Origin of the sequence: Caballeronia sordidicola, from assembly GCF_001544455.2 — a bacterium.
GTDB lineage: Bacteria > Pseudomonadota > Gammaproteobacteria > Burkholderiales > Burkholderiaceae > Caballeronia > Caballeronia sordidicola.
The window spans coordinates 29,771-44,173 of the sequence record NZ_FCOC02000006.1 but is presented as its reverse complement, the minus strand read 5'-3'; the positions used below and the strand labels follow the sequence as shown (position 1 = coordinate 44,173).

Below are 14,403 nucleotides of genomic sequence, written 5' to 3'. Positions count from 1 at the left end.
AAGCAAGGGCATCTGGTTCATTGAGCCGGCGGAATGTAGCCCGGTCACTCGGATTCTCGATCTGCACGAGAAGCAATTATCATCCGCCCCGGTTTATGCGGTGAGTGAAACTCAGATAAGATTGTTACGTTTCGGAGTATCCAGTAGGCGCTCGCCTTGGTGAGCGAAGAAGGACATTTTTGTCGCGGTTAATTATCCACTAGTTGTCTGCCCGTGCAGTCCGGCGCGGAGCCGAGGTTAGCCAAACGTCGACTTGCGTCGAATTTCCATGGTCGACCCACAACGGTCGTTCAGATTTCTCCAAGGCAACCAGTCAGTCGTCACGCGCTTGCTACGTGAGATTCAATCCCCCATCAGAGAGCAGAATTTCTCCCGTCAGATAATCTGAGTCGACTAGAAATGCAACAGCCTGGGCAATATCCTCGGGACTAGCTGCCCTGCGCATAGGTGCCCGTTCCTTCCAAAGTTGCTGAGCTTGCGTCCATTCCGCCGTTAGAGGTGTATCGACCAAACCAGGAGCGACAGCATTCACGCGAATATCTGGGGCGAGCGAAACAGCAAGCAAGCGAGTCACGTGGTTTAACGCCGCTTTAGTCGCTGCGTAAGGAATGGACGCTCCCTTTGGCCGGACGCCGGCATGTGAACTCACGTTTACGACGCAACCGGGCTTCCCTCGTGTGGCCGCTTCACGGAGTGCGGATTGCGCTTCGGTTATTAGGCGGAACGGGGCAACAACATTGACTTCATGCAGCTCCTGCCATACGTCCGGCGTGGCGGCTGCCAGATCTGCATGGGGGATAACGCGACTGATCCCTGCATTATTGACCAGAACGTCGAGTCGGCCCCATACGGCAATCGCTTCGCGGATGAGCTTTACTCTGTCCGCGTCATCGGCCAGATCGGCTCGCACATAAGCTGCCGCTCCGAGTTCCCGGGCCAACGCATGACCTGCAGCAGCCGAACTGCGCGAATGCAGGACGATTGAGAATCCGGCTTTTGAGAGTCGCCGCGCGATCGCGGCACCAATACCAGAAGTCGAGCCAGTGACAAGAGCGACAGGGGACGGAGTTTTCACGGAGGCTGATATGAAGTGTAACGTTTTTGGAATGGCAGAGATCGTACTCATGGCCTTTGACGGGATGACCGTAAACGCCGATCGATGACGGACGCTATCTGGTGTTCGTCCCTCGATTGTCGACGATCGAGACTGCTGTGTCGATCGTCTCAAAGTGGCCGACCGGGGCAAACTTCGAACCGGCGAAGCGGCTACAGCCAATCTAGCGGCTTCGGGCGGCGTCCGACCACAGGTGATGGTCGAACCTATCGCGACCAGACAACACAAGACGGTGTAATGGAAGTCAGCCTCATGACGAGGAGTTCCCCACATTCATTTTCTGAGCGCAGAAAACGGGTCATGAATCCTCCACGCCCGGCGACGCTCCCAGCACTTTCTCCACTAATTTAACCAACGCAGGCCGGAACATTCTGTCGGTCGTAAACCCGGCTACAGATACACCCGGCGAAGGCGCGTAATAAACGGCGGTCCCCCAGAAGCCCAAGTGAGAAAACACTTCGCGACCATCAATAGCGCCAGCAGCGACTCCACCCCTGTAGATCTCGGAGCCCTCGTGAGGGCCGGCCTGTAGCATCTCGCGTAAGGTTCGGGGCGATTCGAAAATCTTGTTTTCGAACAGGCTCCGCATAAATGTGGCCTGATCGCGGGCCGACATCATCAAGCCGCCTCCGCCGTACAAGTCCATTGTCGCGTCAATCTGGGTAACGTCTATCCCATCCATGAACTGGCGCGCAGACGGATTGACGCCAGATGGCCGGGGTTCGATCACTTCCCACCATGTCGACTCCATGCCCAGCCGATCAAAGCGCATCTCGCGCCGAACAACATGGGCAAGCGGTTCTCCAGTAAGTCGCTCGATAATGTCTCCCAGAAGGATGTAGCCGGTGTCCGAATATAAGTACTGAGCGCCCGGCTTACCTTGCGGGCCTGCCTTCGCAACAGCAAGGCGCACCTGCTCTTCGCGGGTCCACCGGTGCTCAGGATTTGCAAGTACCGTTTTGATGTAATCGTCGTCGGCATGGTTCCACAGGCCAGAGCTGTGATTTAAAAGGTGAAAGACTGTGATCAATTTTGTATCGTAGCCACGAGCGCTCAAGATGGCGTTCAAACGCGGCGTACACAACGAATGAATGGACGCACTGAGTTCGACCTTATCTTGCTCCCATAGTCGATACACCGTAGCCGCCACGAATGTCTTGGTGTTGCTTGCAATTCGGAAGGGCGTATCACACGTTAGAGGGATTGAAAGAGCCTCATCTGCCCAACCCGTGGCTACGCCCCACGGACGAGCAACCGCTTTACCAGTGACAAAAAGTACGTTTCCAGTCTCTTGCGTCGCAAGAACAGACGTTATCTCTTCTGGACCCAATGTGGTTCCCCACTCTTCAAGTTACTTTTTCGACACAACGTACCATTGAACCTGCTTTCATGAAAAACCTGCGCTATCACATCTAGCTCAAGAAAATCTGTTCCTAGCCGAGTTGAGCGCTTGATTCCTCCCGAAATCGACTCGTTTCCAGCCGTTTTGTTTTCTGCAATACTCCCAAACTGGAATGACAATCTTTGGGCGAAGAAGGCCGACAACAGCAGGGCCGACATCGGTCGACAGATACACGAAGTTGTCGCAGACAGAGGCGGTTGTCCAGCGCCGTTTGCGCCACTGCAAATGCGTTGCGCTGGCCATTAAGACCAAGATCATTGATAGCGATGTACCACACCACAGAGATACCGGCCCTTAATTCGCTGCAATGCGCTAGCAACATAACCGTTTAGAGGGCGCGTGGCTGGTCAGCCAACGCACGCCCTCGAGACACGCGATTGGCGCTGGCCGACCAAATAGATACGTTTGCGTCTCTCAAAAACCGGATTCGCAGACGCGAAAACAGCGAGTCTGCGAATGGACTGATGCGGAATCGATTGCAAGCTGCATATAGCATGCGGGAAAGCCGCCTCTTTAATGCGCCGGCTCATGATTCGTGGGACTTCCTTTACGCTATAAAGAATTGTGCAGGCGCTAAAATCGCAGGGAGTCGGAAACTTGGCGGCTAGCCGTTGCAAAGCGCTTGCGATCAGGACGCGTGAGCCCAGAAGCGGTCGCCCAACCCGGGAATTGCATGCGATACTAAAAACTCAACCCGGGCCTGCTTCATGAACAGCTTCCCACATTCTCGCATTAACATTGTCGGCGCTGCAGGCAGCCTATTCCAACAGTTGCCCGCAAAGCACCGCCAGGTTTGACTCCCACTCTTCCAGGACACACCCTACCCATACTGCAACAACAATGACGGCTAAGGACCAAAAACGCTGACGCGTGTGGCGCTTTCGATCTGGTCGGCGTGCCGACTGAGTCAGCCGCCCGGGGGTCGGCCTAAGCCGGCGGCAGCCGACTATGAACGTACGGCCCTTCCAGGTTGCTTTGCCGAGATTCCCGACTAGGTGTCGACGAGTGTGAACCTTGGTCATTGGCGAGTGGGTCTTCTCGACCCGTTGCCATCATTCAAGATTCTCAAAAGCGGCCATTCATTTTTGCGGAATTGAGTCATGCAATGAACGCCACTCGTAGGTCGATGCCACACAAGCTTCAATTTCGTTGATACGAGACCAAGCGTTGTCGCCGTTCGTTATTACCACGAGCCAGGAACAGTTTAAAACGTGCGTCCCTAGGCAACATTCGAAACCCCAGTTGCCATGTGTTGCCGGTACCCCAGCCTTTAGACGAATCCTACGGCGTCCGGCCCGTGCGGATACGCTGTAAGGTCGTCACTCATATCTCCCTTGGAAGTATTCGTGAATAGAAGACCGCCGGCTCGCTTTCTACGGCCTAATGAGGCTCGAAGGGTGCGGCCTCTTGGCTGGCCACCATCGTGATCCATTGCTCAAATGCCTTGACGGCGTCATCGCCGCCGCGATCAAGATTGATCACCAGCGTGTAGTCTGCGGAGCGCCATGTTGGCGCGGCAATCGGACACACGAGGCGCCCCAATGCAATGTCGCGCCCTATCAGCGGCAGCGACGCGAGCGTTACACCCAGACCTTCCACGGCCGCGGCAAGTTGCAGGTTCACATGGTCGAACTCGGCATGACGGGCAGCCTGCAGCTCGGGCGCGCCGGCCTCCCGAAGCCAGTGCGACCACGCTGCGCGAGTACTGGCGGAATGCAGCAGGGTTTGATGGCGCAAATCCGCCACGTCCTTAATCGGGCGCTGGCGCAGCAGTGCAGGGCTGCAGGCGGGCAGACGCAAGTCGGCCATCAGCGCGCGCGACACGACGCCAGCGCCTTGTTCGGTTCCCGAGCGAACCCCGATGTCGAAGGCATCGCCGATATAGCGTAACTTGCGCGATGTGGTCGATACCCGCACCTCGATGTCCGGATATCGCGCCTGAAAGTCGGCCAGACGCGGCAGCAGCCAGCACAGCGCGAAACTTGCCAGCACGTTCACACGCACGATGCCGGACACCCGCCGCGTAAATTCCTCGTGGCGCAACCGCGCCGCCGCGCTGCCCAGGCGCTCGAACGCGTTGCTCACATCGTTCAAGAGCGCAGCGCCTTCGTCGGTAAGCACAACGCCGCGCGGGCGGCGTTCGAACAAGGGCAACCCGAACCAGTCTTCCAGCAACCTGATCTGCTTTCCAACGGCCCAGTGGGTGACGTGCAATTCAGTAGCAGCGCCGGCGAAGCTCCCATGCCGGGCTACCGCTTCGAAGTTGCGCAACCCGTTAAGTGGCGGCAGCCTACCCCGCTCTTTCGTAGTGTCAGTGTCTCTACCCATGACGTGACTTTTTCTCTCCGTTGACGCGATATTAGCTCAATTGAATGCAATGTGGTCCAGACATAAAATTGCCATATAGAGCCTGAACGCGCCACCGCGCGCCTTTGCGGGTCGCCTCGCAACAAGAGGATTGATATGCGCTTGCCCGTTTTTTCCCCGCTGCCCGAACAGGAAGTCGATTCGACCGCCCAGCCGCTCGCCCCATCAAAATCGCGCGTGTTGTGGCTCTCGTGCGTAGCCCATGCGATGCACGATGGCTACACAGACATGATCTATGCGCTGCTACCTGTCTGGCAGTCGGACTTTGGTCTTGATTTCGCCGCCCTCGCCATCCTGCGCGGTATCTATGCCGGCACGATGGCCACGCTCCAACTGCCTGCCGGACGCCTGGCTCAGTGGCTGGGCAGCCGGGCCGCGCTGGCCCTCGGTACGTTGTCGGCCGCACTCGGCTATGCGGTTGCAGGAATGTCGGGCGGCCTGTTCGGCCTGTGTGTGGCATTGGCAATTTCGGGCAGCGGCTCAAGCACGCAACACCCGATCGCGTCGGGCGCCGTCTCACGTACCTACGGGCGCAATGCCAGAGGAGCGCTGAGCATTTACAATTTTTCCGGAGATCTCGGCAAATCCGCGCTGCCGGCTGCCATTTCGCTGCTCGTGACCATGATGCCGTGGCGTCATGCGTTGTGGATCGTGTCCGCATTGGGCTGCGTGATTGCCGCGGTCATTGCGTTGTTTTTCCCGTCGATATCGCGCGCCGCGCCCGGAGCCGTCGATGCGCCCGCCCACGGACGCAGCACTACGGGAAAGGGTTTTTCCATGCTGCTCGCGATTGGTGTGCTCGATACGGCCGTGCGGATGGGGCTGCTCACTTTCTTGCCGTTCTTGCTCAAGGCAAAAGGTGTCTCGCCGTCGATGGTGGGGACTGCGCTGGCGCTTGTCTTTATAGGTGGCGCTGCCGGCAAGTTCACTTGCGGCTGGCTTGGCGCACGCATGGGAGTGATAGGCACGGTGCTGACCACCGAGGGCGGTACGGCGTCCTGCATTGTCGCCGTGATATTTTTGCCGCTGGTGCTCACCATGATGCTGCTGCCGTTCCTAGGTATGATGCTCAACGGCACGTCCTCCGTGCTTTATGGAACAGTTCCGGAAATGGCCGCTCCCGAGCGTACCGAGCGCGCATTCGCGTTGTTCTATACGGGGACGATAGCGTCCGGTGCGATCTCACCGGTCATCTATGGCTTTCTTGGCGACCGGATCGGCGTACACGGCGCTACTTTCGCCACTGCGCTGACCGCGTTAGCAATCTTTCCGCTGGCGATCGCACTGCGCTCGCATCTGGCACCCGAGGAAAGACTGTGACCAAAGGCCGCAAAGCTGGCGATGCTTACAGCCCGGACGCACAACGCCTCGACCAGTCGCCGCAAGCTCATGCAAAACGACCCGTCAATCCGTCCTTCCCTAGGCTAGCGTGCTCGCAGCTCGACATAACTGAGCTTGGTTGCCGATTGATCAGATCACTTAACTACGACTGAGTAACCGAAAAGCAACCTCCTATCGTGCGGGGCGATATAGCGATTAAGCTGATGAAGCCGCATGGCTGTCAGGGCAGCAAAAGACAATTAGGACAAAATGGAAATGATGAAGATGTCTGAAAATCCAACCGTCGCCCTCGTCGGTCCGGGGGCAATCGGCACAACTATGGCGGCGGCGCTTCACGAGGTCGGGCGTTCGCTGACCATTTGCGGGCGCTCGGCGCGCGAGCAACTGGAACTGCGCTTCGACGGCGGCCGTGTCGCTGTACCAGGGCCCGTGCGGATTGATCCGGCCGAGATTAAGAACACGTTCGATCTCGTTTTCGTCGCGGTCAAGTCGACACAAGTGGAGGCAGCAGCACCGTGGCTGTCTGCGTTGTGCAGTGCGAAGACCGTTGTCTGCGTGCTGCAAAACGGCGTTGAGCAGAAAACGCTCTTCGCGCCGTACTTGTCCGGCGGCCCAGTGCTGCCCTCGGTGGTGTGGTTTCCTGCTCAACGCGAACCGGACGGCTCGGTGTGGCTACGCGGCAAAGCACGCCTGGCCTTGCCGGACACGCCGGCGACCAGCGTAGTGCTCGCGGCTTTGCGTGGCACACGATGTTCGGTCGACGTAGCGGCGGATTTCACGTCCGTCGCGTGGCGAAAGCTCCTACAGAACGCTGTCGCAGGTTTAATGGTTCTGACAGGTCGCCGGGCCGGCATGTTTTCCCGGACCGACATCACCAACCTATCGCTAGCCTACCTACAGGAATGTCTTGAGGTTGCTCGTGCGGATGGCGCGACACTGAACGACGGAGTTCCGCAAGAGATCATCGATGGATTTCACAGTTCGCCGGCCGATCTAGGCACTTCCATCCTCGCCGACCGACAGGCCGGCCGCCCCCTCGAATGGGACAGCCGGAACGGGGTCGTGCAGCGATGCGGTCGATCTCGCGGCATCCCGACGCCGATCAGCGATCTGGTCGTGCCACTTTTGGCGGCCGCCAGCGACGGCCCTGGCTAGCCAATATACGAGCACTTATTTGTTGACAACCTGAGCGTCGACGGTAAATGTCCAAATTGTGGCCGAGATGGCAGCGACACAAAGGGCGGCACAGATACCTTGTCGATCAAGATAAACTTACACTCGCTTGGCTCGACCGACGATATAAATCGTCGCGTCCTCGCAGCAGGTCGACGCGACCGATGGGATCAAGGCTTTCTCTGCTTGCATTTATATCCGGGCCAGTGTTTCTGCATCGCTATTTGATACCTGTTGCGCGGCCCTGCCCGCGGACTTCAATGAGTCTCGTGTCCATGGGCTACATAGCCATCGCCGGCGGCCCGGTCTACCTTGCCGGGAAACGGTACCAAGTCAGCGGCCTCAAACGCGGACTCGGTCTTTCGATAGAAAGACAATCGCAAACGCCTTGTTCGCGGTACCCCGATAATTGGGGGTGCGAGCTGTGGCGTGCAAAGTAACTCCGTCCACCATCACGTCGCCATCGCCGTGCCGAAATACGTCTCCGTGCATTGGACGTTTCCACGAAACCTCCGCGGTCAGTTGCGACGTCAATACTGGCGTGCGGACTCCAGTGCGCCACGGAATGCATTGATAGATCACCGGATTCGGACACTCCCACGGTTGAATTCAAAACTCGTGAACTCGACGGTAGGGCCAGAGTCTCCGGAACCCACAACTGATATGACTTTTCGTGTCAATCGGAATATGTGGTTCGTATGTTTCTTATGCGCAAATGAATTCCCTGAGGGCGGCGTAGCAGTAAATCTCGACGGTGAATCATCCTGATATCCGCGGGTTGGTTACCGCATTACAGAGGACCGTCTCATGAGCCTGCCGCATTCTTAAGCCGCAAATCGGGTGATATCCGTTGCGGGATTGTGCCGCGGGTTACTCGAGTAACCGGGCTACGCCGCCTTCAGGAAACTGGTGGAGCATCGGGTGAGTGCTGTGGTCTTTCGCAATCAAGTTGCCCCTGTGCTACGTGGCAACGCGAGCGACATCGCCAGGCGCCCGATGTCCCAGATGAAGCCTGACAGTTCACGGGCGACGGCCACGACCGTGGTGTGGGCATTCTTGCCACGCGCGGCCAGCTTCCGGTATCGGCGACATAGTCGAATCTGCGCGTCCCAGGCGCGATCAATGATGGCCTTGGGAATGCCTTCGTGCCGACGCTGGATATCGGTGCTTACACGTGCGGGGTGCCGGTAGCTCCAGGCCGCTTCTACGAGCAACTTTCTTGCATACACATTGCCGGTCTTGGTGATGCTTCCTTGCCGTCGCTTGTCACCCGATGAGTGTTCTGACGGAGTGACGCCGAGCCACGCCATCAATTGGCGCGGATGGTCAAAGCGCGACAGATCTCCGAGTTCGGCGAGCATTCCAACGGCCGTGGTGAACTGCACACCGCGCATGGCCTGCAGGCCCAGGACGGCCGGATAGAATCGCCAGTTGGTCACTGCCTCACGCAAGGCGGTCTCAACACGCTGGCATTGTGCGAGTCGATCTTCAATCGTGCGCCGCAGTTCCTCAAACGCGAATTGTTGCCATTCGCTGCCAAACGCATACTGGCTCACCCAGCGCCGGTGAGCTGGTCCCCAGTCGGCGTGACCGGCATAGCGTACATCGTGTGCGAGCAGAAACGATTTGAGCCGTTGCCGCGCCTGTCTCAAATCATCCTTGGCCGTCATCCATGCTCGGGCCAGGTCGCGAAACACCTCGTCCTCGACGGTCGGCACGTGCACCTCTGATAGGTCCCCGGCCCGTAGGGCTCGTACAAGCTTGACCGCATCGCGCCGATCCGTCTTGACGCGATCGCCGGGCTTCCTGGGAATCAACGACGGTGCGCACACCATGCACTCGAACCCCTTCTGGACAAGTTGCCGGTAAAGGCCGTAGCCACATGGCCCTGCCTCGTAGACGACCCGTACGTGGCGAGCTTTTGATTGAAGACGTTTGCACAGTCGATCAATATCCGTCTTCGTCGTACCGATCTTGCCGGGCAGTTCGACCTCGCCCGTGCCGAGAGCATAGGCGACCGTGATCGAGTCCTTGTGAACGTCCAGGCCTACGTACACCGTGCTATCGTTTTCCATGCTGGCCTCCGTGAGGGAAATCGCCGGGTGTGGCACCGCCCACACCGTGCGGCTCTGGCAATGCTAACCCGCGTTAGATTCCCCCACGGTGGGCCAGCCTTGCCTCACGGAAATGGAATGGACGCCTCCCACCTCGCACGTGGTGGAAGCGATCAACAAACACACATACTCACTCGCTCACTCACGGACCGACCGTATCGGTACGGCCCGAATGGAAGATCATTGAGGTCTTCAGAGCCAACCGGAGGAGGTCTGCCATGAACCATACGGCCATAGGCGTCGACATTGCCAAAAGCGTCTTTCAGGTGCACTGGGTCGACCCGCACACAGGTGAAGTCGTCGACAAGCCAGTCAAGCGAGATAGGTTTCTCGACTACTTCGCGAACCGGGCACCTTGCCTGATCGGTATGGAAGCGTGTGGCGGTGCGCAGCATTGGGCGCGCCAGCTCACGAAGATGGGGTCGAGCAGCTTGGCAAACGCCGACCGTTCAACGTGGTAATCGCGGCACTAGCGAACAAGATCGCTAGAACCATCTGGGCACTTCTCGCCCACGACAGGCAGTACAGCAGAGCGTACGTAAGCTCGAAATCTCTTTAAAAAATTTGCGTTACAAAGGAGCTGTTCTCACAGGAGGCACCTCGACAGGTTGCGTTGGCGATCGCGTGCAATGACAAGATAGGTCGGACCGGGACTCCCTAAACCTGGGTATGACGAAGAGCCTTCAGATCGACACGGAAATGAGGTGGCAGTCAGCGGATTTCATCGGGGCCCGCAGCCGAATGATTGGCTGCAACAGGCCGGATATAAAGCAGCAACCGCCCCATCAAGTCATGCACACGAAAAACCTTCGCAAAAAGGGAGGCGTCCATATAAAGTCATACTGTCTTAACAGGAACGGACTGTCATCGCGTCCTCCAAGATAGACGACAATCTTTAATTCGATCAGGTACCGACGGTCGATCACCAGCGTTGTGTCGATGAAGCCAGCTTGAGCGCCTGCAAATCGCCGGCCATTTCGCTCGTAGAAGGCAATCGCACGGGCATTGGCGTCGAGTAATTGGTATCGGAACCACTTCGATCCCAACGTACAGCGCGCAATTTCCGCCGCACCCCAGCCGTGCGGGTTATCACGAGGACGAGATCAAACGTCCGTTTTCTTAAAAGTCGAAAGTCCGAAGTGGATAGACTTCTGGCCGACGCGGACCAATCACCGGCGACCTTCTTCATCGCATAATTGCCGGACTGGGTTCGGCTAAGGGGCATGTCGACGGGTCGACTTGAATAGGCCGCAATCCTCCGGGACTGCGTAAAATCAAGCCGATTTGCCTGTTCGAAATACGGACGGCTCTTGCATCCTCATTACGGAGCGACTTTTGCTTTTTGACGTTGGCTGGAACACAAATACATCGCTAGCATCGGTTCCCCGATACAAGTTGATTATCGGCGGCGCCGCGCTGATGTCCTTTGGCCAGATCTTGCTCGTTTTCGTCGAATGGTGGACGCTTGGGGAGCCGTCGACACACGCGAAGTCTTTCCCTCATCTGTCGTCAGAGTTTCACGTTATCTTGGCGGTAATAGTAGCGCCTTTTCTCGAAACGATAGTCGGACAATGGTTGCCGATCCGATTAATAATTGGGAGGCTCGGGCAGCCCGGGTGGGTTGCAGGAATCGCTTCAGCGATAATCTTTACGGCTCTGCATGGATATTCAGATCGACGTGCAATCTAACGTATTACTTGGCGCGTGTGTGCTCGCCACTGTTTTCATAGCCGAGGCGAAACAATTTGGAAGACCAATTTTGAGTACCTCACTTACCCATGCTTTGGCTAACGGAATGGTAGTAGCCCTCCATTCTTTCTAGCCAAAATTCTAAGGTCACGGATCGTAGCAAAAAAGTCATCTCGCAACGCGTAACCATTCTGAAACGACTTAAGGTCCGCTGTTCAACAGTGTATCTGCGGGTCCAACCCAGCACGGTCATCCCATCCATCGCAAAAATTGTAGACAATGTTGACCGCCTCATACCCTTGTCGTGGAGCAGTGATCCGATGAATCCCCGAAATGCGATCGCGAATTTGGCCGAAGTCACTCGGGCACCTTCATCGCGCCCAATGCCGGGTCCAGCGTCAACAGCAGTGTGTGCCCGTCGGCGGTGGGTGCCACGCTACGGCTGGTTCATCGACGCAGGGGATGTCCGAGGCGACGTCCCAGACGCTTGATCGTGAAGCTCGGCATCGAATTGAACACGCTCAATTCCGCCGCCGCGCGAGAAAAGATTCGTGTCCGCGCGAAGGCCAGGAGATCGTCGAGGACCCCACGCAATATTGTTTTATCCGATTGCGTGGCCCATTCGGAATATCCGCGATGATTGAATTAATAGTCGCATGTATCCTTTTTTCATGGTCAAGGCACCGCGCGAAGCCGGTGTCGACATCGTTGCGCGCAAGCTAGGGCGGATGTCGTTCGACCTATACGCTATCAAGGACTATCCGCACCTGCACAATCCGTCTGCCTGGGAGTTTATCTCCTACGATGCCGGATTAACGCGAAGCCACACAGCATTTACATCTAGAAGGGTGTGGCTTGGTATTTACCATTTTGTCAGTCTCGTTTATTATCCTGCGACGCGAAGTAAATCACGGCTCTATGGAGAAAAAATGTTTACGAGAATAAGAAACGCGATCGTTATTGCTACCTTCGGGGCGGTATTATCGGCCTGCGGTACAACGCAAATGAACATGATTGATGTTCAGACCGCTACCGCCAAGACGTTGGGACTGGCGTCGTCAGACGAAATCACCATATCGAATGTCAAATACGGACAAAAAAATGCGCTCGGGGGACAGCAGGTCGGCTACGACGCCACGACCAGTAGGGGCCGCCGCTTTTCGTGCACAGCCTTTATGATTCCGGGACTAACGCCGCTTAATCCGCCGACTTTTAACAACGGGGAATGTCACCCGCGGGGATAAGCGCGCAAATCCTGGCGATACAGTGTTTTCGTATCGCCCTTGAGCGATCTGTCGGCATAATTAATCGCCGCTGAGGCAATGACCGTCTTTGCTCGACCATTTGTTCGGGCGATCCGTTTTCTTGTCGTCAAGACAAGCATCATCAATACGAGGACGGGTGTGCTCTTGTATATTGGAGAACCGTGGCCTAATACTCGCCTCGTTCGGATTGCAGCTGCGAGCTTTACTGCTGAGCGAAACGCAAGACCCGGTTCGATTTCACTGGTCGAAAAATTCATTGCACCTCGCGTTACAGACATCGAATCTGCCTAACGCTGGATGAAACTCTGCTGCCATGCGGAAGGGTCTGCCGCGCGCCCGCTTCGCGCCACGCCCTCTTGTGCAATAGTGGAAATGGCCGGCCACTAGCAACAGCGGTACGTGGACACGATGGCCGGATGGTAGACAAATCGAATCCATTCTTAAGAAGGGTTCGTCCAACGTTAAAATTCCGTGTGCAAATTGACTGGAACCTTATTCGCGCCGTTGTGAAAGCCGCAGTCGATAGCTGTGAAGCTTTGGAAGCTGCTAGATGCGTGGAAGAGTACCGGAAGCGCTGAACGCAGACCATCGATTACAGCGGCCGACAAGTGAGTTTTCAAGAGTTTCTTGGAAATTTATGGGCTCTAGCGCAAGATATGAGGACGAGATCATCCAGCAGCACCACAATAATCCGACCGATTTACCGTATGTGCCAGAACCGCTTCCATCTTGAATACCGTCACTGCTGCCTGCATCAAGCGAGGTGAGTCTTTCGCTCACACGACGCATTACCTGAGCCATCGGGCCGCGGGGAGATTCCATCCACAACGGACCCGTAACTTCCATGCATGACAGATAACGGAATTAAATCATTCCCACCTCGCTTTACTTTTGTCCACCGTTACTCGCGGATGCTGCTGGACAAGCCGGGTCCTTGCCCCAATACCCGTTGCAGACACGCCAACGGCAGATCTCATCAGAAAAGAAGTTCTCCTTTCCGCACTGCTTCAGCCGCGTCGCAATACCGGGATCCGCTTTCATGGATGCCGGCGTCCCGGTCAAGGCCGCCTTGCCGGCTGACGGCGGCGTATAGGGTTTGGTACGAGAAACCAGTGCGGCAAGCAGATCGACATCCTGATCATCCTGCTTAGCCGCAGCTGGCGCTCCGGAGCGGCTCCTGTTCTGTGCGGCGAGTGCTTCATGCTTCGATGCCGACCTTCCGCGCGATTCGCGAACATCTCGCCTGATTGATTTGTTTTCGGCCTTTGCGTCGATATGCGCGGTGCATGTCTTTGCCGTAGCCTCATCCTTTTTACGACTCGCTTCGGTTGCGATCACGCTCTTCGCAGACCGCGTACCGCTGGACATGAACGATGCTGAAGCCGCTCCCGATTCAAGGGCGCTCGCAATCCTTCCAGTGGTTCCAGGTTCCGCGTCGTCGTCGGTGGCCACGATTGCGGCGGCCTGCGATTTATCTTCCACGGCAGATGCCGGGACATTCTTTGCTGTGATGGATTCACTCGCGTTTGTAACCGGAGGCGGAGTGGCCGCTTTGAAGTTATTTGCGCTGGTTGCTAGCTGAGCGTGAACGGCCGACTCGGGGCGGGACTCGCTGAAATAATGCCATCCGCCCCACGCGGCTATGCCCAGCAGCAATGAGCCCAGCGCCGCATAAGCCGCTTTGCCTATTGCCGGACGTTCCGAACTGCCCTCTACCCTTCCTTCGAGACTCGCGAGAATTCGCGCACCATTTGCCTGATCGGATTTCCCCTTGGAAGAAAGTAAACTGGGTGGCGCTTTGGAATTCGAAGGGTCCGGCACGCTCATTAAAATGTCTCATTGATACTTGGTTGGATTTACCCGGATAATACGCCGGAAGCACGTTTCGGCGGCTCAACGGACAACCGATTTTAAAAGCTTGCATTACAAAATACAATG

8 protein-coding genes and 1 pseudogene are annotated in these 14,403 nt (G+C 56.8%); 4 read left to right on the top strand and 5 right to left on the bottom strand.

Translation table 11 applies throughout. From position 1 onward, the window contains the following. Window positions 1–331: 331 nt before the first annotated feature. The 3 genes from AWB64_RS30885 to AWB64_RS12480 all read right to left on the bottom strand — a co-directional run bounded on the left by AWB64_RS30885 (window position 332) and on the right by AWB64_RS12480 (window position 4,844). Window positions 332–1,075, bottom strand: coding sequence for an SDR family NAD(P)-dependent oxidoreductase (locus AWB64_RS30885; RefSeq protein ID WP_075643283.1), 744 nt, complete (start codon window positions 1,073–1,075; stop codon window positions 332–334). A gap of 337 nt (window positions 1,076–1,412) precedes the next feature. Beyond that, window positions 1,413–2,444 carry a serine hydrolase domain-containing protein gene (locus AWB64_RS12485; protein ID WP_244164046.1) on the bottom strand — a complete coding sequence of 344 codons (1,032 nt, stop codon included), beginning with the start codon at window positions 2,442–2,444 and terminating at the stop codon, window positions 1,413–1,415. A gap of 1,452 nt (window positions 2,445–3,896) precedes the next feature. Next, a complete protein-coding gene (locus tag AWB64_RS12480; RefSeq protein ID WP_060819332.1) occupies window positions 3,897–4,844 on the bottom strand; it encodes a LysR substrate-binding domain-containing protein in 948 nt (315 codons plus the stop codon). Window positions 4,845–4,979: 135 nt separating this feature from the next. On the opposite strand from AWB64_RS12480, the gene AWB64_RS12475 reads away from it, so the two are divergent. Beyond that, window positions 4,980–6,203 (top strand): MFS transporter, encoded by a 1,224-nt coding sequence (locus AWB64_RS12475; RefSeq protein ID WP_060819330.1) that lies wholly within the window; start codon window positions 4,980–4,982, stop codon window positions 6,201–6,203. 279 nt (window positions 6,204–6,482) lie between these two features. Next, entirely contained in the window at window positions 6,483–7,379 is an 897-nt protein-coding gene (locus tag AWB64_RS12470; protein WP_060819658.1) for an oxidoreductase, read from the top strand. 962 nt (window positions 7,380–8,341) lie between these two features. On the opposite strand, the gene AWB64_RS12465 is transcribed toward AWB64_RS12470, so the two are convergent. Next, window positions 8,342–9,472: an IS110 family RNA-guided transposase gene (locus AWB64_RS12465; RefSeq protein ID WP_060819327.1), complete on the bottom strand. Its 1,131-nt coding sequence runs from the start codon at window positions 9,470–9,472 to the stop codon at window positions 8,342–8,344. A gap of 257 nt (window positions 9,473–9,729) precedes the next feature. Here AWB64_RS12465 and AWB64_RS12460 point away from each other — a divergent pair. Further along, window positions 9,730–9,933 (top strand): annotated as a pseudogene (locus tag AWB64_RS12460) (IS110 family transposase); the annotation flags it as partial. Window positions 9,934–11,856: 1,923 nt separating this feature from the next. Beyond that, the gene (locus tag AWB64_RS32265) at window positions 11,857–12,444 is read left to right on the top strand and encodes a hypothetical protein (RefSeq protein ID WP_244164045.1); all 588 of its coding nucleotides are present in this window, start codon (window positions 11,857–11,859) and stop codon (window positions 12,442–12,444) included. Between the two features lie 906 nt (window positions 12,445–13,350). On the opposite strand, the gene AWB64_RS12445 is transcribed toward AWB64_RS32265, so the two are convergent. Then, a complete protein-coding gene (locus AWB64_RS12445; protein ID WP_060819321.1) occupies window positions 13,351–14,292 on the bottom strand; it encodes a hypothetical protein in 942 nt (313 codons plus the stop codon). Between the last annotated feature and the right edge of the window lie 111 nt (window positions 14,293–14,403).